The sequence below is a fragment of the Desulfurobacterium atlanticum genome (assembly GCF_900188395.1).
Lineage (GTDB): Bacteria > Aquificota > Aquificia > Desulfurobacteriales > Desulfurobacteriaceae > Desulfurobacterium_A > Desulfurobacterium_A atlanticum.
The window spans coordinates 83,135-102,789 of record NZ_FZOB01000002.1; the positions used below are offsets into that span (position 1 = coordinate 83,135).

24 protein-coding genes are annotated in these 19,655 nt (G+C 35.0%); 17 read left to right on the plus strand and 7 right to left on the minus strand.

Annotation, left to right across the window (positions count from 1 at the left end):
* Positions 1 to 47 precede the first annotated feature (47 nt).
* Both CHB58_RS01975 and CHB58_RS01980 read right to left on the minus strand, forming a co-directional pair.
* Positions 48 to 1,058, minus strand: a complete 1,011-nt coding sequence (locus tag CHB58_RS01975) for a response regulator (RefSeq protein WP_089322430.1) — start codon at positions 1,056 to 1,058, stop codon at positions 48 to 50.
* Between the two features lie 52 nt (positions 1,059 to 1,110).
* Positions 1,111 to 2,142, minus strand: coding sequence for a GGDEF domain-containing protein (locus CHB58_RS01980; protein ID WP_089322431.1), 1,032 nt, complete (start codon positions 2,140 to 2,142; stop codon positions 1,111 to 1,113).
* Positions 2,143 to 2,208: 66 nt separating this feature from the next.
* Here CHB58_RS01980 and CHB58_RS01985 point away from each other — a divergent pair, with 66 nt between their 5' ends.
* On the plus strand, positions 2,209 to 2,460 hold the full coding sequence (locus CHB58_RS01985; RefSeq protein ID WP_089322432.1) for a DUF4911 domain-containing protein: 252 nt from the start codon (positions 2,209 to 2,211) through the stop codon (positions 2,458 to 2,460).
* Between the two features lie 46 nt (positions 2,461 to 2,506).
* Here CHB58_RS01985 and pstS read toward each other — a convergent pair whose 3' ends face one another.
* The 3 genes from pstS to CHB58_RS02000 form a co-directional block, all read right to left on the minus strand.
* Complete coding sequence (gene pstS / locus CHB58_RS01990; protein WP_089322433.1) at positions 2,507 to 3,544, minus strand: phosphate ABC transporter substrate-binding protein PstS; 1,038 nt, start codon at positions 3,542 to 3,544, stop codon at positions 2,507 to 2,509.
* A 74-nt stretch (positions 3,545 to 3,618) separates the two neighbouring features.
* Positions 3,619 to 4,569, minus strand: a complete 951-nt coding sequence (locus tag CHB58_RS01995; RefSeq protein ID WP_089322434.1) for a sensor histidine kinase — start codon at positions 4,567 to 4,569, stop codon at positions 3,619 to 3,621.
* Positions 4,514 to 5,188, minus strand: coding sequence for a response regulator transcription factor (locus CHB58_RS02000; RefSeq protein ID WP_089322435.1), 675 nt, complete (start codon positions 5,186 to 5,188; stop codon positions 4,514 to 4,516). The genes CHB58_RS01995 and CHB58_RS02000 overlap by 56 nt, the downstream gene beginning before the upstream one ends.
* 97 nt (positions 5,189 to 5,285) lie before the next feature.
* Here CHB58_RS02000 and CHB58_RS02005 point away from each other — a divergent pair, with 97 nt between their 5' ends.
* Genes CHB58_RS02005 through CHB58_RS02020 form a run of 5 tightly spaced genes read left to right on the plus strand, consistent with a single transcriptional unit; the run spans position 5,286 to position 8,199 of the window.
* A complete protein-coding gene (locus CHB58_RS02005) occupies positions 5,286 to 5,531 on the plus strand; it encodes a hypothetical protein (RefSeq protein WP_089322436.1) in 246 nt (81 codons plus the stop codon).
* 12 nt (positions 5,532 to 5,543) lie between these two features.
* Entirely contained in the window at positions 5,544 to 6,329 is a 786-nt protein-coding gene (locus CHB58_RS02010) for an inositol monophosphatase family protein (protein WP_089322437.1), read from the plus strand.
* Between the two features lie 12 nt (positions 6,330 to 6,341).
* Positions 6,342 to 7,217, plus strand: a complete 876-nt coding sequence (locus CHB58_RS02015) for an Mrp/NBP35 family ATP-binding protein (protein WP_089322438.1) — start codon at positions 6,342 to 6,344, stop codon at positions 7,215 to 7,217.
* Entirely contained in the window at positions 7,214 to 7,360 is a 147-nt protein-coding gene (locus CHB58_RS09020) for a hypothetical protein (RefSeq protein ID WP_180706396.1), read from the plus strand. Before CHB58_RS02015 ends, CHB58_RS09020 begins: the two co-directional genes overlap by 4 nt.
* On the plus strand, positions 7,360 to 8,199 hold the full coding sequence (locus tag CHB58_RS02020; RefSeq protein WP_245807311.1) for a 4Fe-4S binding protein: 840 nt from the start codon (positions 7,360 to 7,362) through the stop codon (positions 8,197 to 8,199). The genes CHB58_RS09020 and CHB58_RS02020 overlap by 1 nt, the downstream gene beginning before the upstream one ends.
* Here CHB58_RS02020 and CHB58_RS02025 read toward each other — a convergent pair.
* Entirely contained in the window at positions 8,181 to 8,480 is a 300-nt protein-coding gene (locus CHB58_RS02025; protein ID WP_245807312.1) for a septation protein SpoVG family protein, read from the minus strand. The two genes, CHB58_RS02020 and CHB58_RS02025, sit on opposite strands and share 19 nt — an antisense overlap.
* Before the next feature lie 36 nt (positions 8,481 to 8,516).
* Positions 8,517 to 8,972, minus strand: coding sequence for an antitoxin AF2212-like protein (locus CHB58_RS02030; protein ID WP_089322441.1), 456 nt, complete (start codon positions 8,970 to 8,972; stop codon positions 8,517 to 8,519).
* A gap of 69 nt (positions 8,973 to 9,041) precedes the next feature.
* Between CHB58_RS02030 and CHB58_RS02035 the strand changes: the two genes are divergently transcribed.
* The 11 genes from CHB58_RS02035 to cas6 all read left to right on the plus strand — a co-directional run bounded on the left by CHB58_RS02035 (position 9,042) and on the right by cas6 (position 19,639).
* Positions 9,042 to 9,620, plus strand: a complete 579-nt coding sequence (locus tag CHB58_RS02035) for a flavodoxin family protein (RefSeq protein WP_089322442.1) — start codon at positions 9,042 to 9,044, stop codon at positions 9,618 to 9,620.
* Positions 9,621 to 9,651: 31 nt separating this feature from the next.
* Positions 9,652 to 10,113: a hypothetical protein gene (locus tag CHB58_RS02040; protein WP_089322443.1), complete on the plus strand. Its 462-nt coding sequence runs from the start codon at positions 9,652 to 9,654 to the stop codon at positions 10,111 to 10,113.
* A complete protein-coding gene (locus CHB58_RS02045) occupies positions 10,106 to 10,720 on the plus strand; it encodes a hypothetical protein (RefSeq protein ID WP_089322444.1) in 615 nt (204 codons plus the stop codon). Before CHB58_RS02040 ends, CHB58_RS02045 begins: the two co-directional genes overlap by 8 nt.
* A 105-nt stretch (positions 10,721 to 10,825) precedes the next feature.
* Positions 10,826 to 11,644, plus strand: coding sequence for a hypothetical protein (locus CHB58_RS02050; protein ID WP_089322445.1), 819 nt, complete (start codon positions 10,826 to 10,828; stop codon positions 11,642 to 11,644).
* Positions 11,631 to 13,088 (plus strand): SAVED domain-containing protein, encoded by a 1,458-nt coding sequence (locus CHB58_RS02055; RefSeq protein WP_089322446.1) that lies wholly within the window; start codon positions 11,631 to 11,633, stop codon positions 13,086 to 13,088. The genes CHB58_RS02050 and CHB58_RS02055 overlap by 14 nt, the downstream gene beginning before the upstream one ends.
* Before the next feature lie 87 nt (positions 13,089 to 13,175).
* Complete coding sequence (cas10, locus tag CHB58_RS02060; protein ID WP_089322447.1) at positions 13,176 to 15,668, plus strand: type III-A CRISPR-associated protein Cas10/Csm1; 2,493 nt, start codon at positions 13,176 to 13,178, stop codon at positions 15,666 to 15,668.
* Positions 15,637 to 16,083 (plus strand): type III-A CRISPR-associated protein Csm2, encoded by a 447-nt coding sequence (gene csm2 / locus CHB58_RS02065; RefSeq protein ID WP_089322448.1) that lies wholly within the window; start codon positions 15,637 to 15,639, stop codon positions 16,081 to 16,083. The genes cas10 and csm2 overlap by 32 nt, the downstream gene beginning before the upstream one ends.
* Positions 16,084 to 16,095: 12 nt before the next feature.
* The gene (csm3, locus tag CHB58_RS02070) at positions 16,096 to 16,806 is read left to right on the plus strand and encodes a type III-A CRISPR-associated RAMP protein Csm3 (protein ID WP_089322449.1); all 711 of its coding nucleotides are present in this window, start codon (positions 16,096 to 16,098) and stop codon (positions 16,804 to 16,806) included.
* A gap of 1 nt (position 16,807) precedes the next feature.
* Complete coding sequence (gene csm4 / locus CHB58_RS02075; protein ID WP_089322450.1) at positions 16,808 to 17,755, plus strand: type III-A CRISPR-associated RAMP protein Csm4; 948 nt, start codon at positions 16,808 to 16,810, stop codon at positions 17,753 to 17,755.
* 1 nt (position 17,756) lies between these two features.
* Positions 17,757 to 18,863 (plus strand): type III-A CRISPR-associated RAMP protein Csm5, encoded by a 1,107-nt coding sequence (gene csm5, locus CHB58_RS02080; protein ID WP_089322451.1) that lies wholly within the window; start codon positions 17,757 to 17,759, stop codon positions 18,861 to 18,863.
* The gene (gene cas6, locus CHB58_RS02085; protein ID WP_089322452.1) at positions 18,863 to 19,639 is read left to right on the plus strand and encodes a CRISPR system precrRNA processing endoribonuclease RAMP protein Cas6; all 777 of its coding nucleotides are present in this window, start codon (positions 18,863 to 18,865) and stop codon (positions 19,637 to 19,639) included. The genes csm5 and cas6 overlap by 1 nt, the downstream gene beginning before the upstream one ends.
* Positions 19,640 to 19,655 lie beyond the last annotated feature (16 nt).

Below are 19,655 nucleotides of genomic sequence, written 5' to 3' on the forward strand. Positions count from 1 at the left end.
TAAAACAGCTCTAACAGAAAAAATATGCTATATGTGTTAAGCTAACATTACGCCGATCTAAACATATATAGAAGTTTATTTTTAAGCTCGTCAGGAGTTATCGGTTTTGCAAGAAACTCATCAAACAGATCTTTATACTTTTCATACTCTTTAGGATACATTGTAAGGGCAACAACTTTAGTATTTAAGTTGTGTTCTTTTATGTATCGTGCAACATCTATTCCAAGACCATCTCCAAGATTTATATCTGTAATAACAATGTCATAATGTTTCTTCTTTAAAAATTCAAGAGCATCGCCGAGAGATTCAGCTTCATCTATCTCCTTAAAACATAAACCATCAAGATTTTTAGAAATTAACTTAAAAGTTTCTCTCATCACAAGTCTTGTGAAAAGAACATCTTCAACAATGAGAATAGAAATACATCTTTTACAGGAAGGTTTCAAACAGTAAGAGTCAGAAGCCCTTTTTACAATTTCATAAAGTTCAGACTTAACTTTTCTTTTTCTAAAACCTATAACAACAATACTTCCATCGGATAGCTTAAATCCATAAAGGAAAAGACCTTCATCTTCCATATGGTAAAAGTTCCTTTCTTCTGCCAGAAAACCGTCAATAAAAGTTTCCACCATTTCTTCTTGTATTTCTTCATGTTTATTCTTTATTTCAAGAACAACTTTACCATTTACATCTACTATCTTTGCAAACAGAAAATCCTCTCTTTTGACTATTTGAGAAACCAATACCTTAAAAAAGTCCACAGTATTTCCTGACACAGGCTCCTCTACCAAAAGAAGCTCCTTTTTTAAATTTTCAGCATTTGAAGATTCTTTTTTAATAGAAGAGAGAAGCTTATTTATAACCATAAGATGTTGTTTTTCAACTGCCTCACTCGGATTTTCATTTTCAGGAACATTCTCTATTCTTTTAACAACCTCACCATTTCTAAATATAAGAGTTACAACTTCTCCAGAAGTTTTATAAAACTCTGTCTGAATATGAAACACAGCATTACCAATTTTTATGTTATCATTTTTTGATAGAGTTGTATTATCCATTTTTACCAGACCTCAAACAGTATTATTAGAAAATATAATTAGGAAAAAATATTTAGCAACTTAAGGAAAAAACTGAAACTTTATTTTTACCTGAACGTTTAGAATGATAAAGAGCTTCATCAGCTTTATTGATGGCATCATCAATACCTTTCTCAAAATCTACTTCAGCAACACCAAAACTTACTGTAACTTTGATTCCAAAATCATTGTTTTCTATCAATCTCCTTAACTTTTCTGCTAATTTTTCCGCTTCTTCAACACCAATATGAGGACAGAGAATAATAAACTCCTCTCCACCCCATCTTACAAGTTTATCACATTTCCTTATGTTTTCTCTGACAAGCCGTGCTATCTCTTTTAAAACCTCATCTCCTTTCAAATGACCGTGGGTGTCATTTATCTTTTTAAAGTCATCAATATCAAACATTATTATGGATATGGAAAACCCATATCTTTTAGCTCTCTCCATCTCTTCATTAATAAAATCAAGAAACGCATATCTGTTGTAAGCTCCCGTTAAAGGGTCTTTAATTGAAAGCTCTATCAGTTGAATGAAATTTTCCTCAACTATTCTCTTTAAAACAAAAGCTCCCACAGAAGAAACAACTATAAATGCTGTTAAATTGATGAAGTAATAAGCAAATGCTCTAATATCATGATTGTGAATATATATTCCTGTATAAAGAAATCCAAAAATAAATAAAGTGATAAACATTACTGCATCTTTAAACGGCAAAAGAAGAATTGAAAGCATTGGAACGGTGATGAACCACATGTAAAGTGAATGCTCTCTTTGAAGAAGAATAGAAAAACACACCATTACAATAGATGAGATAAAGACAATAGCAGAAAAATAATACTTTTCCAGTCTATATAGAAAAATGGAAAAAATGGTTAGAAAAATGGCAGCTGCTATTCCCTGCTCTATTATCTGTTTTTCAAAGTAATGCGCGGGAATAAAACCAACAAAAATAAAACAGAAAAGAGTGACAATTTCAATGTTTCTTAGAAAACAAATTCTATAGGGAATTAGTAAATAATAACTGTCTTTTTTATCTATTTTTTTTGCCAGATTATGGCACATACCTCTTTTCCTGTTTTATTTTCTTAATAATTATTTTATCATATTGAAAAACTTCAGGGAGTTAAAATGATTAAAGGACGAAATTTATTATGTAAGGTAAGCGTAAAGGATATAGCATTTATCAACGCCATATTTGAATGGTATCACGAAGTAGGAACAGTAAGAACACGGGATAGAAAAAACGGGATTATAGAAATCTGGCTCTCTCCAGACTTTTACGAAGAAGGACTGAAAGCTATAGAGTATTTAAAAAATGAAGGTTTTGTGCAGAAAATTGAAATCCTTGAAGAAGTTGGAGACAACTGGCACAGAGAATAAAAAAGCCCCCGTTAACGGGGGCTTTACTGTTTTAGACTATCAAGGCTTACTTAAAAACAACTTCGCTCCAGTAGCTTCTTATCATGCTTTTAACTTCAGATGGAAGTGGAACATAACCAAGTCTTTCAGCAGCTCTGTCTCCGTGCTTAAATGCCCAGTCAAAGAATTCTGTAACAAGTTTGTTTCTTTCTTTCTTTTCTCTTGGAAGAAGAATCATTGTAGCAACTGTTAAAGGCCAGCTGTTTCTTCCCGGTGCAAGAAGAAGGTTTCCATCAATGTAAAAGTGTGTTCTCTTTGTCCACTTTCCGTGAGCAGCAGCAGCCTTGAAAGACTCATCACTTGGCTCTACCCAGTGTCCATCAGCTGTTTTAAGAACGGCAGCAGAAAGGTTGTTCTGCTTCTTGTAAGCATACTCAACATACCCTATAGCACCTGGAATTCTTTTAACATAGTTTGTTACACCTGCGTTTCCTTTAGCTCCAATTCCAGTAGGCCATCTAACAACTTTTCCATATCCAACTTTCTCTTTCCACTCAGGAGAAATATGAGCAAGCCAGTATGTAAAGTTCCATGTTGTACCTGAACCTTCAGACCTGTGAACAACAGTTATTGGAAGATGTGGAAGTTTAACGTATGGGTTATCCGCTTTGATTTCTTTGTCATCCCAGTATCTTATTTTACCCATAAAGATATCAGAAACTGCTTTGTTTGAAAGTTTAAGTTCCTTGTCACCAACTCCCGGAAGGTTGTAAACAACCATAATAGAACCGATTACTGCTGGGAACTGGTAAAGTCTTCTTTTATCAAGGTCTTTTGGCTTGAGCATCTTGTCAGAACCGCCGAAATCAACAACTCTGTCTGTTACCTGCTTGATACCGCCACCAGAACCGATTCCCTGATAGTTAACTTTGTTTCCTGTAGCTCTCTTAAACTCTTTAGCCCACTCAACGTAAACAGGGTAAGGAAATGTAGCACCAGCACCATTGATTGTCCAAGCTTTTGCAGTAGTTGCTGATGCGAATACTGTTCCTGCTGTTACTGCAACTGTTAAAGCTGCAACTGTAGCTTTTTTCATCTTTTTCATCCTTACTTCCTCCTGAAATTTTAAGTTTTCAAAATTTGCTAACTAAAATATCTCACAAAATTGTTAAGAAGTTGTTAAGATTTTGCTGGCATCTTAACAAAAAATGTTGTCCCCTCTCCAGTTTTTGAAACAAAATCTATTTCCCAGCCGTGATGCTTCACTATTGTTTTAACAAGGGAAAGACCTATCCCAAGGCCCGGACTTTCTTTCTCTTTTACAAATTTTTCAAATATGAATGGCTGTATGTGTTCGGGAATTCCTCTGCCTGTGTCATTGACCTCTAAAATAATATCGTTTCCTTTCTTGTAGATTTTTAAACCGATTTTACCTTTTTCTGTAAACTTTATTGCGTTATCGAGAAGATTGATTATCATCTGTCTGAAAAGGATTTTTTCCGCAACTACGATGATATTTTCATCAATTTCAACTTCAAGTTTAATATCTTTTAGAGAGATTTTATCTTTTAGTTGTTCAGTTATTTCAGAAACCACCGACTTTACATCTACAGGTTCAAAGTTTCCCTTTTGTCCTTTCATAAGTAAACTTACAGAGTTTACAATGTTTATTACCTTGTCTATCTGGTTTAAAATTTTCTCGGTTAAATCGGATTCAGCATCAAGGGAGAGAAGCTCAACATAACCTCTAACAATTGTCAGGGGAGTTTTAAGCTCGTGAGAAATTGTGGAGATGATCTTTTTCTTAAACTCTTCTATATAAACATCCGATGTAATGTCTTCCAGTTCAAGGAGATACACTTCATTAAATGCTTTAGCTTTTATCTTAATATTTCTTCCCCTGTCTTCAAACTCAGCTGTTGCTTCTTTTTTCCCCTTTTTAAGACTTTCGTAAAGTTTTATTATAGAAAGATAGGGATATCTGTCCCATATCTTTTCGGATGTTCCAATAATATTCCCTTTTTTATCAATGAAAATTATCCTATCAGAAACGGTATTTATAGCTTTTAGAGTGTCAAGATTCAAACTTGTATCCAACACCCCAGACGGTTTTGATTTTATTTCCCTCATTGCCAAGTTTCTCTCTTAAATTTTTAATATGAACATCTATAGCTCTGACAGAGCCTTTACTTCCAAGTTTCGTTGATATCTCATCTTTTCTTATGGCTTTTCCTTCGTTTTCTACAAGAATTCTGAAAATCATAAATTCTGTTTTTGTAAGATAAACTTTCCTGTCTCCTATCTCAACAGTTCTGTGGTCATCGTAAAACTTTATTTTTCCCCCATGGTTTGACGATGTGGATACCGATACCTCTCCCTTTCTTCTTAAAAGTGCCCTAACCCTTGCAAGGAGTTCTCTAACACTGAAAGGTTTTGTAAGATAATCATCAGCTCCACACTCAAACCCTTTAATTTTATCATCTTCACTTGAAAGAGCTGTAAGAATAAGAATAGGAACATCTATCTTTCTATCTCTTAACATTTTACACGCCTGTCTTCCTTCCATTCCAGGAAGCATTACGTCAAGGATAATAAGGTTGTATTTCTGGTCATACTCAATAATATCGTTCAGTAGTTTTTCAGAAGTATCAAAGACTCTTACTCTGTATCCTTCTCTTGTTAGTGCAAGTTTCAATATATTTGCTATCTCCATATCATCTTCAACTACTGCTATTTTTATCTCTTTCATTTTCTCCTCACAGGTACTAATTTATTTTAAAGCGTTTTGATTAACAGTTTATATTTTATTAACAAATTTCTTAACATTCTCTTAACAGAGAGGAGTGATGCTTCCGGAAGAATTTGAAGCAGCAGTGGAAAAGGTGCTTACTGACAAAGGTTTTGATCTGAAGGTTATTTTTACAGATCTGGAGCAATGGGATGAAGCTCTTTTTATAACCCTTTCTATTCTTAATGAAAAGGAAGAAAGTTTTATAACTGTTCATGATACTTTTACAATAGAGTATCTGTTAAGCAACGGAAATGTTATAACTATCTCGTTCAGGCCTGTGCCTTTAGATTTTGATATATAGTGAGAGGTGGTAATGGAAATAGTTGATGTGGCGGTGAAGGCGGCAGAGAGAGCTTCAGAGATTCTGAAAAAATATCATAATGAACTTAAAAGTTTTGAAGTGGAATTAAAGGCTAAAAACGATTATGTAACAAAAGCTGACACGGAGGCGGAGAAAGCTATAATTGAGGAGATTAAAGCCTACTTTCCCGATCATTCAATAGTTGCAGAAGAGAGTGGAATTTTCACGGGAAACAGCTACAGGTGGTTTATAGATCCCCTTGATGGAACGAAAAACTTTATTCACGGTTTACCCTTCTTCTGTGTATCTATTGGCGTTATGTATAAGGATGAACTTGTAGCGGGAGTTATAAAAATTCCCTTTTTTGATGAAATTTTTACAGCTGAAAAGGGATGCGGGACTTTCAGAAACGGAGAGAAAGTAAAAGTAAGCGAAAGGAGTTTCAACGAAGGACTTTTTGCTACCGGTTTCCCTTTCAGAGGGAAAGATATGCTTGACGATTATTTACCCTGCTTTAAAGAGGTTTTTCTTAACGTATCAGGAATAAGAAGGTGTGGAGCGGCGGCAATAGATCTTGCATATACAGCCTGCGGTATATTTGACGGATTCTGGGAGTTATCTTTAAAGCCGTGGGACATAGCAGCAGGAGTGCTGATGATAGAGGAAGCTGGAGGAATTGTTTCAGATTTTAAAGGTGGAAAAGAGTATTTAGAATCTGGAAATATCATCGGCGCATCGGCAAAGAGTTATCAGCAGCTTTTTGCGATAGTAAACAAACATCTTGGCAGTAAATATTAAGGAGGAAAAAAGATGGATGAGAAATGCGGAACCTGCAGTCATAAAAGCACCTGTTCAGCTATGAAAGATCCGATGGATCAAAAGCTCCTTTGTAATCTCTCAAACATAAAACATAAAATTGCTATTTTAAGCGGAAAAGGTGGAGTAGGAAAAACAACTGTTGCTACAAACCTTGCTGCAGCCCTTGCAGAAAAAGGATATAAAGTTGGACTGCTTGATGCGGATATTCACGGTCCAAATGTTGCAAAGATGCTTGGAGGGGAAGGTTCAAAGCTTCACGTTAACCCTGAAACGGAACTTATAGAACCTTATGTTCCTGATGAAATTCCAAATCTTAAAATTGTAAGTATTTCGTTTCTGCTTCCCGATTCCGACCAGCCGGTTGTGTGGAGAGGTCCTTTAAAGCATCAGGCGATTAAGCAGTTTTTAGCTGAAGTTAACTGGGGAGATCTAGATTATCTGATTGTTGATCTGCCACCTGGGACAGGAGATGAGGTTTTAAGTATTACAAATCTTATTAAGCCCCTTGATGGATTTGTAATAGTGAGCACTCCACAGGAAGTTGCTCTTCTTGATACAAGAAAATCTATAAACTTCGCTAAAATGGTAAAAGTTCCGGTGCTTGGACTTATAGAGAACATGAGCGGACTTATCTGTCCCCATTGTGGTAAACTGATAGAGATTTTTAAGAGCGGTAGTGGAGAGAAAACGGCTCAGGAGCTTGGAATAGACTTTTTAGGTAAAATCCCTATGGAGCCTAAAGTGGTGGAAGCTGGAGATTCTGGAAAGCCGGTAGTTATTGCCGAACCTGATTCTTCATCAGCAAAAGCTATAAAAGAGATAGTTGAAAAAATTATCTCCAAAATAGAAAAAGGAAAAGAGTGGTGAGAATAGATAAAAAAACAGGAGCGGCTCTGCTGCTCCTTATTCTTTCAATAAGTTTTATCTTTATAGGTGTTAAAAGCAGGCAGTGGTGGTATGTTTACAAAAACGGGAAGATTCTGTGTCTTTCCTGCATAGGAATTGAATGATGAAAATTCCTTTTTATAAACACAGAAAGTTTTATGAAGCGATAACAACGATAATTTCAAATTTTGCACTCTGGAACTTTTTTACAGGAAGGCTTTACACCGGGATTTTGAAAGCCATTCCATTTCCTATTATGAACTGCTACGCCTGTCCTGCATCTGTATTTTCCTGCCCTATAGGAACTTTATCTCACATGATGGTAATGGCAAAGTTTCCCTTTTATACCCTTGGAATTCTTACATCTGTTTCCATACCTTTTGGAAGATTTATATGTGGATGGATTTGCCCTTTCGGTTTCTTTCAGGATATGCTTTACAAAGTCAGAACAAAAAAATTTAAAATGCCGAAAAAATTGGAGTATTTTAAATACTTAATGTTGATTTTCCCCGTTCTACTTCTCCCATTCATATGCAAAAAACATCTTTTCTGTATGATTTGTCCTGTTGGAACTGTTGAGGCAGGTATTTACTGGGTTGGTTTTCATGAAAATATAAGGAGAATGGCAGGGTGGCTTTTTAACTTTAAAGTGCTTGTAGCAGTTTTAATTGTTGCTGGAAGTGTTTTTACAAAAAGACCGTTCTGCAGATTTTTCTGTCCCCTCGGGGCGTTCTTCTCCCTTTTCAACAAGATTTCACCTATAGAGTTTACTCATGACAAACATCTATGCACAAAGTGTAATCACTGTCAGGATGTGTGTCCTGTTGACCACAAAATTTATGAAGACCCGAATAGTCCATCGTGTATAAGATGTCTTAACTGTATAAGGGAGTGCAAAGCTCTTGATATTAAATATCCCTCCCTGTTTTCAGATATTGGGAAGTTTCAAAACTCATCAAAGTAAAAATCGTACTTTTTAAGTTCCTCTTCAAACTTATCAAGAATTTTTCTGCGAATATGAGCATAAAGGTCTTTATTTTCCACTTCAACAACAGGAACAAATTCTCCATTTCTCGTTTTCCGTGTTGGCATCTGAATAAAATAACCTTTATTTGACTCTATTATCTTTATATCTTTTATTTTTAGAATTCCATTAATTGTGATTTCTGCTACAGCTTTTACATTACCGCCTATAGAGGAGGTGTCAAAAGGGTATATCTTTACATCTGTAACCTCCATGTCCATAACGGGCAATCTTTCAAGGACTTTCCTGTTCAGTTTTTACCCCCTAAGTAGTGAAATTCCGTTCTCTATCTGATAAAAAATCTCTCTATCAAAATCTTTCCACCGCTTAAGGCGTTTTTTTGATATAACCTGTATCGGTAGAAAAACCCCTGTTGTCTGGTAAATTCCATAACCGGTTTCCATTATAGGCTTTAAAAATCCTGCTTCATCGTTTTCAAGGATAACAACGATCTCGTAATCATCGTCCCGATTTATAAGCTTAACCTCTTCAGGAATTACAACCGATGTAATTTTTTCAATAAATGACTTTAGAGCCCTTTTAAACTCTTCATCTTTATTAACAATGTCCCACCAGTGGGGAAGTTTTTCTGTTATATTTTTTTCTGAATATACAACTATTCCTTCTGTTCCTTCAGGGATAGAAACAGGTTCTAAAGGAACAAAAACGCCGTCTTTGAAGATAACTTTTACGGAAATTAAGCCTTTCTCCATTTTAAACCTCAAAAGGTTGTTGGTAATGTTAAAATATAACCCAAAAAGATATTAGCGGAGGTAGAAAAGATGAAAGTTTTGGGGATTAACGGTTCTCACAGAAAAGGTTCAACGTTAAAACTTCTTGAAGTAGCATTTAATGAGATAGATGAGAAAATAGAGAAGGAGATAATCTCCCTTTCAGATTATGAAATAGGATATTGTAAACTCTGCGGTGCGTGTAAAAAGAACGGGGGTATTTGCGTTTTAAAGGATGGTTTTCAGGAAATTTCTGAAAAGATGAAAAGTGCAGATTTTATCATTATCGGTTCTCCAGTCTATTTTGGTTCTGTAAGCGGAAAACTTAAATCTCTTTTTGACCGCTCAAGAGCCTTAAGAGTCAACTGGGAACTTAAAAATAAATTCTGCGGAGGTATTGCAGTAGGAGCTACAATTCACGGTGGGCAGGAACACACACTTCAGGCGATTCACAGCTGGGCATTGATTCACGGAATGGTAGTTATAGGAGACACATCACCTACAGCTCATTTTGGTGGAGCGGCAGTGGCAAAGCAGAAAGATGAAAATTTTGAGTTTAATCCCGAAGGTGTTGAAACGGTGAAAAGTCTTGGAAGACACATTAACGAAATAGCGGCAATGTTGAAATAATCAATGTTAAAATGGGAAAGGAATAGAAAATATGAAACTTTACGAAGAAAATTTAAAACAGATATACAGGTCTCTTTTTGAAAACGAACTTAAGGCTTCTCCAGATGAGTTGTGCAGGGATGCTCCCTGTCTTTTTCTTACACTTAACCTTCCTGCTGTTTCGTCAATGTTGAGGGTTGACCTTGGGATAAGGAGGGGAAGGAAAAAGAGACCTTTGATAACTTTCAGAAAAGTTAAAGGAAGATTTAAAGTTATTTTTTTGACAACTCAAAAGTCCAACTTTTTTGGGATTTCTCTTGAAAGGATTCCAATTGAAAAGTGTTCAAAATTCAAGTGTCGTGAAGATTTCACATTCAGAAAAGAGTGCTACAAATTTGTTTATGTTGATAGAAGAAATGGGGAAGTGAGGGAGTGTTTTTTCATTCCAGAACATATTTTGATGGATGAATCACTTTTTAAACTTTGTGGCAAATGCGAGGATTTTGATGGTTAAAAATTTAAAAAGCATCCTTTTTCCGGAGATAGACAAAGAAAAGTTAAGAGAGATAGCTGGAAAAATTGCAGGAACGCTTATTAAAAGGTTTAGTGAGTATGAAAAACATCTTTTGAAAGAACAGTTTGGTGATATTACATCCGAAGTATTGGAGTCGGAAGTTGTAAGAATTATTCTTGAAAAACGTCAAAAACTTCAGGATAGAGAGGAAGTTTCTTTTAGCTTTTTATATACAATCGTAAAAAATAAGCTCATAGACGAATATGTAAAGAAAAAGACGGTAACGGGCAGTGAACCTATTGAAGCGGATGTTTTTAAAGAGGATGTTAACTATGTGAGGAAAATTTTTATTCTTGAACTTGTAGAAATAGTTAAAGAAAATTTTTCAGAAAGGGAGCTTGAAATCCTATGCTGGGTTATTTCAAAAGAAAGGAAAGAGGAGAGTGGCTTTTTAAAGGAAATGAGTCAAAATGCGAAATATAAAGCCTGGAGCAGATTGAAACCAAAACTTTCTGATGTGTTTAAAAATTGTGGAGGAGTGAACGAAGAGGAATTTTTCCTTTTTTGTGAAATTTTTATGTCAGAGATTTGCAGTAGGTTTCGTTAATTAGTATTAAAGAAAATGGAAAGGATATTTTTAGAGGATTCATTATAAGGATTACACGGCTTTTAAATTACCGTTTTAGTTTTACTAACGTGAGAGAGGGATATGATGGTATTTTTAAAGGATTTACTGGAAGATTATGTGGAAAATTCAGGAATAAAATTGATAGTTAAAGATGGTATTGATGTAAAAGATTCCAATATAGAAGAAGGAACAGTTTTTGAGATAGAAACAGAGAAAAACCCTATTCTTGTCGCTGTTATAAATGCAGGAGAGCTTAACGAGGTTGTTCTTATGTCCTACCAGTATGAGTTTGCTACAGAGAATGACCTTATAATTCACTTTGAACACCCTCTAAGAGATGTGTGGATGCTTGAAGGTGATTTTGTTTTTTACCTTTCTGAGGGGTTTCTCAAGAGATGCACTCCAGTTGGAAAAATTCCAGAGGAAGCACTGAAAAAAATGAAAAAATTTTTAGAAGATGATGATTACTATTTTGACAAAACAGAAAGTGGGGTTGGGAGAAATCTACCTATTAAAGTAGCTTTCAAGAAGTTTGAGGCGGAAAGGACAAAAGCTCTCCTTGGAGAACTTCTGACAAAGATTGATCAGGAAGAAGAATCTTCCATTCCAAAAGTTTTAACCTTTTTTGTGGAAGAAAATGTAGAACTTCCAGCAGCTGCAAAATTGGAAAAAACAGCTGTTGAAATGGCAGATTATCTTTTGTTTAAAGAAGATTCACATACAGTAAAGGTAAAAGTTATTAATCCAAAGCTTATAAATAGAGAAGCTAAAATTAAGCTTGGAAGCACTGAACTTGAAATTTCTGCTCTCCCTGAAGAGTTTCGGATCGTACTACAAAATCCTGTAAACCTTGAAGCTTTTTCAAAGATATTGGAAATTGAGGTTGATGATGAGCTGGGTTGATCTATATAGGGATGGAAAACTAAGAGAGGATGAAGCTTTAAAGCTTGTAGAAAGTGGAGAGATTGGGGAAAAGGATCTTAGTGAACTCTTAATACTTTCAAAGGAGAAAAAGTTACCTATTAGAATTCAAACTGCTCTATTCTTTGCAATTAGACAGTTTGCCCATTTGAAACAGCTGGAAATAATATCTGAAATTTTAAATGTATCTATCAGCTCAGCAGAAGCTTTCGTTAACAATCAGATAGTACAGGCCTATTTTCCAATAGTTTCTGAAGATGGAAACGGTGACATTGTAACAGCCTTTGTTGTTCCGCTCCCATCTGGATTGATCAACTTTTCCCACATACCAGATGAAAAACTGTTGCCAATTGTAAAATCTACAGGAAAAGGGATAGCTGTCGCTTTTACTCACGATTTCTGTCAGGAATCGTTTATGCTTTCTGTTTGTGCTGCTCTTATTTCGGAAATAGACATAACTTACCTTGCATTTACAGGGAGAGTTGACAGTTTCGGTAATGTTTTAACGGTTAACAATATAGGTCAGAAAGAAGTTATATCCAGAAAATCCGGAAAAATCCTTATCACGCCAGAAGATGTAAACCATCTAAGTTTATTGAAAAAGCACCTTGGAAAGTCTCTGGATTTACCGTTTCCTGTTGTAATTGGAAAGCCTGAAACCGCTGTTGATCTTTTTTTTAAAAGCTTTTCGGAGAAAACAGGAATCCAGCCTGACCTTTTAGCCAAGATTTACAAAATAGATAAAGCAGTAATGGGAATACACATGTCTGAAAGAATAGAGAACAGTCCGGAAGTATTCCACAAGATTATAGACACGGCGAAAGAAAATCTTGCTGAAATTTACAGGAAGATTCCACAGGCAACGGTTCATATAACAGGCACTATATCAACTGTTATGTTTGGAATTGGTGTTGCTTTTGGAATAAGAAGAAGATTTATTCTTCACCATTTTCAGGATGGACAGTATATTCCTGTCATTGAAACGAGTAGAAGTTTAAAAGAGATAAAAGAAAAACTGACTTACGTGAAGACAAAAAAATTGAAAGACGGAACTGAAAATGAATTAGTGCTTATACTTCATATTGCCAGTCACAATCCTGTAAGCACTGTAATGGATTTTTCAGATAAAAAGCTTAAAAATATGCCTGTTTATACCATCACTTTGAAAGATAGTCTTGGAAATCTTCCAATTGATGGGAAACTCTGGACAGAGATCTCTTCAGAAATCTATTCAGAAATAAACAGACTGAGGTTGAAGGAGAAAGTTAAGAGATTTCACATATTTTTAAGTGTTCCCTGTCCGATAGCTTTTACGGTGGGAGCAGCATCGGGACATTTCATTCCTGCAACAGTATATAACTATCATTTTACAGAAGATATTTACAAACCTGTGATAAACACAGAAAAGATAGAAAATCCGTTTTAAAACTGTCAAAAATTTGAAATGCTATTCGTTCATCTAAGATGAAAACGGATTTTTGATACAATTTTAAACCAAAAAGGGGTTTAAATAATGAAAAAGAAAAGGGAACTTGAAATAGTCACAACAGCCGCTCTTTTGCACGATATTGGAAAATTTTTAAGAAGAGCAAAGCAGAAATCTGTAACTCATCAGGAAGCTTCTGAACTTGCAGTTTTAAACGATTTAAAACAAGGACTTAGCAGGTATTTCAACGAAGATGAGATAAAAGAGATAGCGGCTATATGTCGGAACCACCACTATGAAAGGGATAGAATAAAAGGAATAGATGAAAAAACAAAATCTGTTGCAACTGGAGACAGGTTAAGTGCCGGTCTTGACAGGCACTCTATGGATAAAATTGAATATGAAGAGAAATCAGCAACAGAAAAAAGCCTCTTAATTTCAATATTTGAAGAGATAAGCTTTAAAGAAAATAAAAAAATACAAGCGATTTCCCAGCTTCTTGGCGGTGAAGTTAATGTGAAAGTATATAGATTCCAGAAGCTAACTCCAGATTCTGCATTTCCGGTAGAAAAACACAAGTACGTAACGGCTGAAACAGATTACAGCAACCTCTGGGATGAATTTGTAAAAGAGTTTAATAAGATTGAACCTACAGAAAACTTTAATCTTTTCTTTGAAGCGATGAAGTCAATCATAATCAAATATACGTGGTGTATCCCTTCAAGCACCTATTCTCCCAGGGGATTTACGCTCCCGGATGTGCCACTCTGCGACCATCTTTTATCTTCAGCCGCCATAGCAACAGCAACCCACAGACTAAAGCTTGAAAATGCTAAAAAAAGCAGCTTTTTGATACTTTCAGGAGATTTTTCAGGTATTCAAAAATTTATCTTTTCAAGATACGGAGAGTCCAAAAAGGAAGCGGCAAAAATTTTAAGGGCAAAATCACTTGCTGTTTCTCTTGCTCTTGAAATTGTTATAGACGAAATCGTTAAAACGTTTAATGTAAATAGGTCTGTTATTCTCCTCAATGCCGGCGGAAAGTTTAAAGCTATTCTTCCCGATATAAATGGAGAAGAAAAGATAAAAACCTTAAAAAGGAAAATGGAAGAGAAACTGATTAAAAACCATTACGGAATCCTCTCTATAAATCTTGCTTTTGTTAAAGCAGAAGAGAAAGACTTTGAAAAGGAAAACTTTAGAAAGAAACTTGAAGAGCTTTCACTAAAAGAGGCAGAAGAGAAGTTTAAAACCTTTGAAATAAAAGATACAGATAGATTTGCAATTACAAACTATATAGATTCGCTTCATGGGGAACAGCCCTGTGAAATATGCGGTTTAAGACCAAGAGAGAACAGTAAAAATAGTTGTTCTTTATGCAATCATCTATCAGATATAGGTAAAAATCTACCAAAATCAACATTTATGGTTATAAAACCTTCTGAAAAATTTTATCCCCTTCCTGAAATTGAACTTTATGAAGCCAACGACAAAGAAGAGCTTTTAAATAGATATAGAGAGATAGAGCCTGATGAGGACGTGTTGATTTTTTCTATTGATGATACGGTTTGTTCTTCAATTCCCGTGGCAAACATAAATGTTCACCTTCCTAAAAATAACGGAAAAATAGAAGATGTTGTAAAGATTTGTATGCAGGAGAAGGAAATAGAAAATACTTCCATAAAAACATTTGAACAGCTTGGATGTGAATCCCTTCAAGAAGAAAACGGAGAGATCTACGGTAAACCTTTCATAGCTGTTTTAAAGGCTGATGTTGACAATCTTGGCTTTATCTTCTTGGATGGATTTTTAGAAGAGAGAAGCTCAAATGAGAACGGAGAAGAAAAAGTAAACAATCTCTACTCTGTCTCAAGGGTGATGTATCTAAGTAGAATGATGAACTACTTTTTCACCGCTGTTCTTACAGAAAAGATAAAGAGGGATTTCCCTGATATTTATACAGTATTTGCCGGTGGGGATGACCTTTTCCTGATAGGACCGTGGGAACAGATAATAAAGTTTACAAAGGAGATGCGGAAAGAGTTTAAAAGATATACCGCAGATAATCCCGATATAACAATCTCATCAGGTATTTTTATAACGAAACCTTCAATTCCCGTTTACTCCCTTGCAGAAGGGGGAGAAGAGCAGCTTGAAATTGCAAAGAAAAAGAAAAATAGAGTTGCTGTGTTTAACAAAAGCGTAACTTATGAGGATTTCTGTAAGCTTTTGGAAATATCAGAAAAACTTGAGAAAGAGATTAAGGAAGGGAAAGTGTCAACAGCACTTGCTTATAGATTGATAGAGCTTTCTGATATGGCGAACAAAATCTACAAAAACAGTAAAAATGCCCTCTGGAAAGCCTACTTAAGCTATGCAGTTTACAGAAATTACGGCAGAAACGGCAAAGTTAAAGATGAGGAAAGAGAGAGATTTTTGAAAGATTGGATTGAGCTTATTGAAAACTTTTCTCAAAACATAAGTAAAAAAGAGAAAGAAAATACCCTTTACATAGCGATAGCAAAAGCTTTATACAGGAGGAGAAGGTATGGGAAACTTTACTCAGCAAAGAAAAAATGACGAATTAGGTGAAATCAGACTTTTGGTTAAAGAGTTTGTGGAAGGAGACAATGAAAAAAAAGCAGATATTCTTTTGAATCAACTTGAAAGTAAATTTGTTAGAAAGTTAAAAGATGACAAAACATCTAAACACCAGATAAGAAAGCATTACCACAGGTTGCTTGAGATTAAAGAACAGATAGAGGCATCAGGAGCAAAAGATATAAAACCGTTTCTACCTGAGATAGCGATGACTTCAGCATATGCCACTTATGATAGAAACCGACAGGGAACTAAGATAGGACAACTTTTTGAGGCTTTTCTTAAATCACTGGTTAAAGAAGTTGTGGAGAGAAAAGATACACAAACCTTTTTAGACCTTATGAAACTTTTTGAAGCAGTGGTAGGACTTTCATCTAAATATTTAAGAAACTAAAGGAGGAAAGCTATGGATAGACTTAAAAAGATTATAAAACTTGAAGGCACGATGAAAGTTATAACAGGACTTCACATAGGAGCTGGAAACGATGAAATAAAGATAGGAGGAATAGACACTCCTGTTGTAAGAGACCCTGTAACAAATGAGCCCTACATTCCCGGTTCATCAATAAAAGGGAAAATGCGCTTTCTCCTTGAGTGGTATCTTGGAAAGGTTGACACAGAGAAAGGGGACGTTTTTAAAGATGTTAACGATAGTTCTGAAGAAGCAAAAGCTATACTTAAAATCTTTGGTCTGTCAGGAGATAGTAAAGTTTCCATTGGACCAACCAGAGCATCGTTCTATGACATTTTTCTTACAGATGAGAGTAAAGCGCTTCTTAAAGAGAAGGTTGGAAGTTTAATGACAGAAGATAAAACAGAGGTAAGGATAAACAGGATAAAAGGGACAGGGGAGCATCCGCGACACACAGAAAGAATTCCTGCAGGAGCTGAGTTTGCTTTCAAGCTTGTTTACAAGGTGTTTGACGACGAAGATGAGAAACTGTTTACCTACATACTTAAAGGACTGAAGCTTATAGAGTTTGACGGGCTTGGGGGAAGCGTTTCAAGAGGATACGGTAAAGTGAAGTTTGAAAACCTTAAGAAAACCGTTTTTGAAAAAGGTAAAGAAGCAGATTCAAAGGATATAACAGAAGAATTTGAAACTATGGGGCTTTAAAATGGAGAGAATCAGGATAAAAATAGAACCTGAAACTGCCTTTGCCTCGCCGATTCAAAGTGATACGCTGTTTGGTGAATTTTGCTGGCATTATAGATTTCTCTACGGAGATAGAAAACTTAATGAACTTCTTGATGGCTATAATAACAATCCTTCAATCGTTTTTTCCGACGGTTTTCCCGAAAACACTCTTCCAATGCCGACTTTAACCTTTAAAGAAAGTCCGTTTAAAGGAATAAAATTTAAGAAAGATAGAGTTGAGAGATACAAGCTGCTTAAAAAATTTAAGAAGAAAACGCTGATTGAGAAGTCACTTCTTGCTTCTCTTATAAAAGAGAAAACACTATCTGCAGACATTTTCTTGAAAATCGTGGAAGAAGAGAAGGAAGAGGAGAAAAAACCTGTCCATTTACATCAAAAGCAGATACACGTTGCCATAGATAGAGCTACCGGAAAAAGCCGTGAAGGGATACTTTTTGAGAAAAACTATACATTTTTCAGCACTCCGATAGAGATATACTGTAAATTTAATACGGAAAAAATATCCATTGAAGAGATAGAAGAGACTTTTAGATTTATGGGGATGAACGGCTTTGGAGCTGAAAAAACAACTGGAAAGGGAAAATTTATTCACAAGATTAAGGATTGGGATTTGCCAGAAATAGAAAAGCCGAACGGCTTCATCTCACTTTCAACGGGAATGCCAGAAGAAGTAGAAGTAAAAGAGCCTTATCATGTGAAATTTTTTACAAAGTTTCCAAAGCACGGCACGGAGATATTTCTTGAGAAGGATGCAAACATTTTTAAGAATCCTGTTATTATGACAGCGAGAGGTTCTGTATTTTCTTTGAAGGAGAAAAAGGAAGTTTACGGTAGAGTTTTTTATCTTTCAAAAGTTAAAACTCATATTCACTGTGGAAAAATAATCCCACTTTTTGTGAGGTTTTAAAATGGAAACTTATAAAATCAGATTGAAAGTTGAAACACCAGCTCATATAGGAACGGGAGAGGAGCATTATGCTACCGATTTTGCGATAAAAGATGGAAAATTCTATCTGATTGACCATAATAAATTCTTTAACCATCTTGAAAAGTTAGGAAAGGTTGATGAGTTTATTGAAATCGCAACATCAGACAATCCCTCATCAATACTTAAAATAAGGAAGCTGATAAAGGAAACCTTTAAACCAGAATTTGCAAAAGCTGAGATAGAAATAGATGAAACAGTTGCAAAAGAGATAGAAAAAAAATATACGGAAGTCTCAAAAGTGGAGGTATCAAGAAGAGAAGTTAATAAAGTAATAAACAGACTTTCCATCAAAAAAGTGTATAAATGTCCTTTAACTTTTAAACCAGTAGTTCCCGGTTCAAGCCTGAAAGGTGCAATAAGAACGGCAATAATAAGCTACATTCTGAAAAATAAAAAGGAAAATAATCCAGGATTAACAGCTTTTTTAACAAAGAATATCAAACTGCTTGATGACAAGACAATTTTAGATTTTAAAGTTGATGAAAATTTATCAAATCCAAAAACAGCAAGAGACCCTTTTAGATTTATAAAAGTTTCAGACTTTAACCCTATTGATACAGGTGTAAAAATAGGTAAAAGTCAGATGTATCACATAAAAAAAGGAAGCCTTAATCTTCCGGTTTATCTTGAGTATGTTAAAGAAGGTTCAACCTTTGAAGGAGAAATTAAAATAGATAGAGACATGGCGGAAAAGATATTTAAAGACACAGGTTTTCCATTTGAAATTCTTGAAATTGAAAATTTGCTAAAACAGATAAGAATACACTTTGGCAACTACGTTTATTACAAAAAAGAGAAAGAAAGAAATTTGAAATTTTCAAAGTGGAAGTTAAGAGCAAATAAACATAAAATGGAAGCGCCTTTAAAGATAGGATTTCACTCAGGAGCTTATGCAACAACAGTGGCTGATGACGAATTGAGGCAGGTTTACGACAGGAAAAGAAAGACAACAAAACCGGATCCATTAACCTTCTGGATGATAAATCAAAAGCCGATGGGATGGTGCTATTTAGAGGTGATTGAATAATGCCGGGAAGAATAAGAATAGGATTTAAAGCAGAGGAAAAAATCCCTTTGAAAGAGATAACACCAGATAGAATACACGGTTTATTTTTTTCGTTGCTTGATAAAAAAACCGCAGAGTTGCTACATGAAATAAAAGGCTTTAAACCCTTTACCCTCTATTCGCCTCTTTTCTTTTCTGATAGTGAAGAAACGACCGATTTTATACCTCTTGAGATTACATTTCTGGACGATGAGCTTTTCTCAAAAACCACAACAGCGGTAATTTTATACGGAAACAGAAAAGAGTTAAAGCTTGGAAATGTTGTTTTAAAAGTTTTAAGAGGTTTTAAGATAGAAGAAAACGATGTGATAAGCTTTGAAAAGCTTCTTGAAAATTCAGAACCAAACAGAGATTTGATAATGGATTTTGTTTCGCCGACCACATTTAAGAGGGGAAAATTTGATTATCCTATCCCCGTTCCTGAATTGATTTTTAAAAGTTTGCTGAAAAAATGGAATGTTTTTTCATCTGTCAAATTGGACTACAAAGAGTTTCTTGAAAAAGTTGGCAGGGATGTTCATATTTCTGGATGCTGGATAAAAACATATAAATTTGAATTCTCCAGTCTCAAAAAGATAACAGGATTTAAAGGTAGAGTTTTCCTTTTTAACAGCAGTAAAGATGAAAATTTCAGAAAAACCGTTCAGGCACTTGTGAACTTTGCAACTTTCTCAGGTGTTGGAAGAAAAACAACGATGGGATTTGGAAGGATCAAGAATATAAAATTTAGAATTTAAATAGATATTGAAAGTA

Coding starts and splice junctions, on each gene's coding strand:
- CHB58_RS02025 (WP_245807312.1), bottom strand. CDS start 8,480: ATGGACATGGAGGTTACAGATGTAAAGATATACCCTTTTGACACCTCC.
- CHB58_RS02010 (WP_089322437.1), top strand. CDS start 5,544: ATGGAAATAGTTGATGTGGCGGTGAAGGCGGCAGAGAGAGCTTCAGAG.
- csm5 (WP_089322451.1), top strand. CDS start 17,757: ATGGAAACTTATAAAATCAGATTGAAAGTTGAAACACCAGCTCATATA.
- CHB58_RS02030 (WP_089322441.1), bottom strand. CDS start 8,972: ATGGAGAAAGGCTTAATTTCCGTAAAAGTTATCTTCAAAGACGGCGTT.
- pstS (WP_089322433.1), bottom strand. CDS start 3,544: ATGAAAAAGATGAAAAAAGCTACAGTTGCAGCTTTAACAGTTGCAGTA.
- csm2 (WP_089322448.1), top strand. CDS start 15,637: ATGGGAAACTTTACTCAGCAAAGAAAAAATGACGAATTAGGTGAAATC.
- CHB58_RS01985 (WP_089322432.1), top strand. CDS start 2,209: ATGATTAAAGGACGAAATTTATTATGTAAGGTAAGCGTAAAGGATATA.
- CHB58_RS02040 (WP_089322443.1), top strand. CDS start 9,652: ATGAAACTTTACGAAGAAAATTTAAAACAGATATACAGGTCTCTTTTT.
- csm4 (WP_089322450.1), top strand. CDS start 16,808: ATGGAGAGAATCAGGATAAAAATAGAACCTGAAACTGCCTTTGCCTCG.
- CHB58_RS02035 (WP_089322442.1), top strand. CDS start 9,042: ATGAAAGTTTTGGGGATTAACGGTTCTCACAGAAAAGGTTCAACGTTA.
- CHB58_RS02050 (WP_089322445.1), top strand. CDS start 10,826: ATGGTATTTTTAAAGGATTTACTGGAAGATTATGTGGAAAATTCAGGA.
- CHB58_RS01975 (WP_089322430.1), bottom strand. CDS start 1,058: ATGGATAATACAACTCTATCAAAAAATGATAACATAAAAATTGGTAAT.
- cas6 (WP_089322452.1), top strand. CDS start 18,863: ATGCCGGGAAGAATAAGAATAGGATTTAAAGCAGAGGAAAAAATCCCT.
- CHB58_RS01980 (WP_089322431.1), bottom strand. CDS start 2,142: ATGTGCCATAATCTGGCAAAAAAAATAGATAAAAAAGACAGTTATTAT.
- CHB58_RS02005 (WP_089322436.1), top strand. CDS start 5,286: ATGCTTCCGGAAGAATTTGAAGCAGCAGTGGAAAAGGTGCTTACTGAC.
- CHB58_RS01995 (WP_089322434.1), bottom strand. CDS start 4,569: ATGAGGGAAATAAAATCAAAACCGTCTGGGGTGTTGGATACAAGTTTG.
- CHB58_RS02015 (WP_089322438.1), top strand. CDS start 6,342: ATGGATGAGAAATGCGGAACCTGCAGTCATAAAAGCACCTGTTCAGCT.
- CHB58_RS02045 (WP_089322444.1), top strand. CDS start 10,106: ATGGTTAAAAATTTAAAAAGCATCCTTTTTCCGGAGATAGACAAAGAA.
- CHB58_RS02000 (WP_089322435.1), bottom strand. CDS start 5,188: ATGAAAGAGATAAAAATAGCAGTAGTTGAAGATGATATGGAGATAGCA.
- cas10 (WP_089322447.1), top strand. CDS start 13,176: ATGAAAAAGAAAAGGGAACTTGAAATAGTCACAACAGCCGCTCTTTTG.
- CHB58_RS02020 (WP_245807311.1), top strand. CDS start 7,360: ATGAAAATTCCTTTTTATAAACACAGAAAGTTTTATGAAGCGATAACA.
- csm3 (WP_089322449.1), top strand. CDS start 16,096: ATGGATAGACTTAAAAAGATTATAAAACTTGAAGGCACGATGAAAGTT.
- CHB58_RS02055 (WP_089322446.1), top strand. CDS start 11,631: ATGAGCTGGGTTGATCTATATAGGGATGGAAAACTAAGAGAGGATGAA.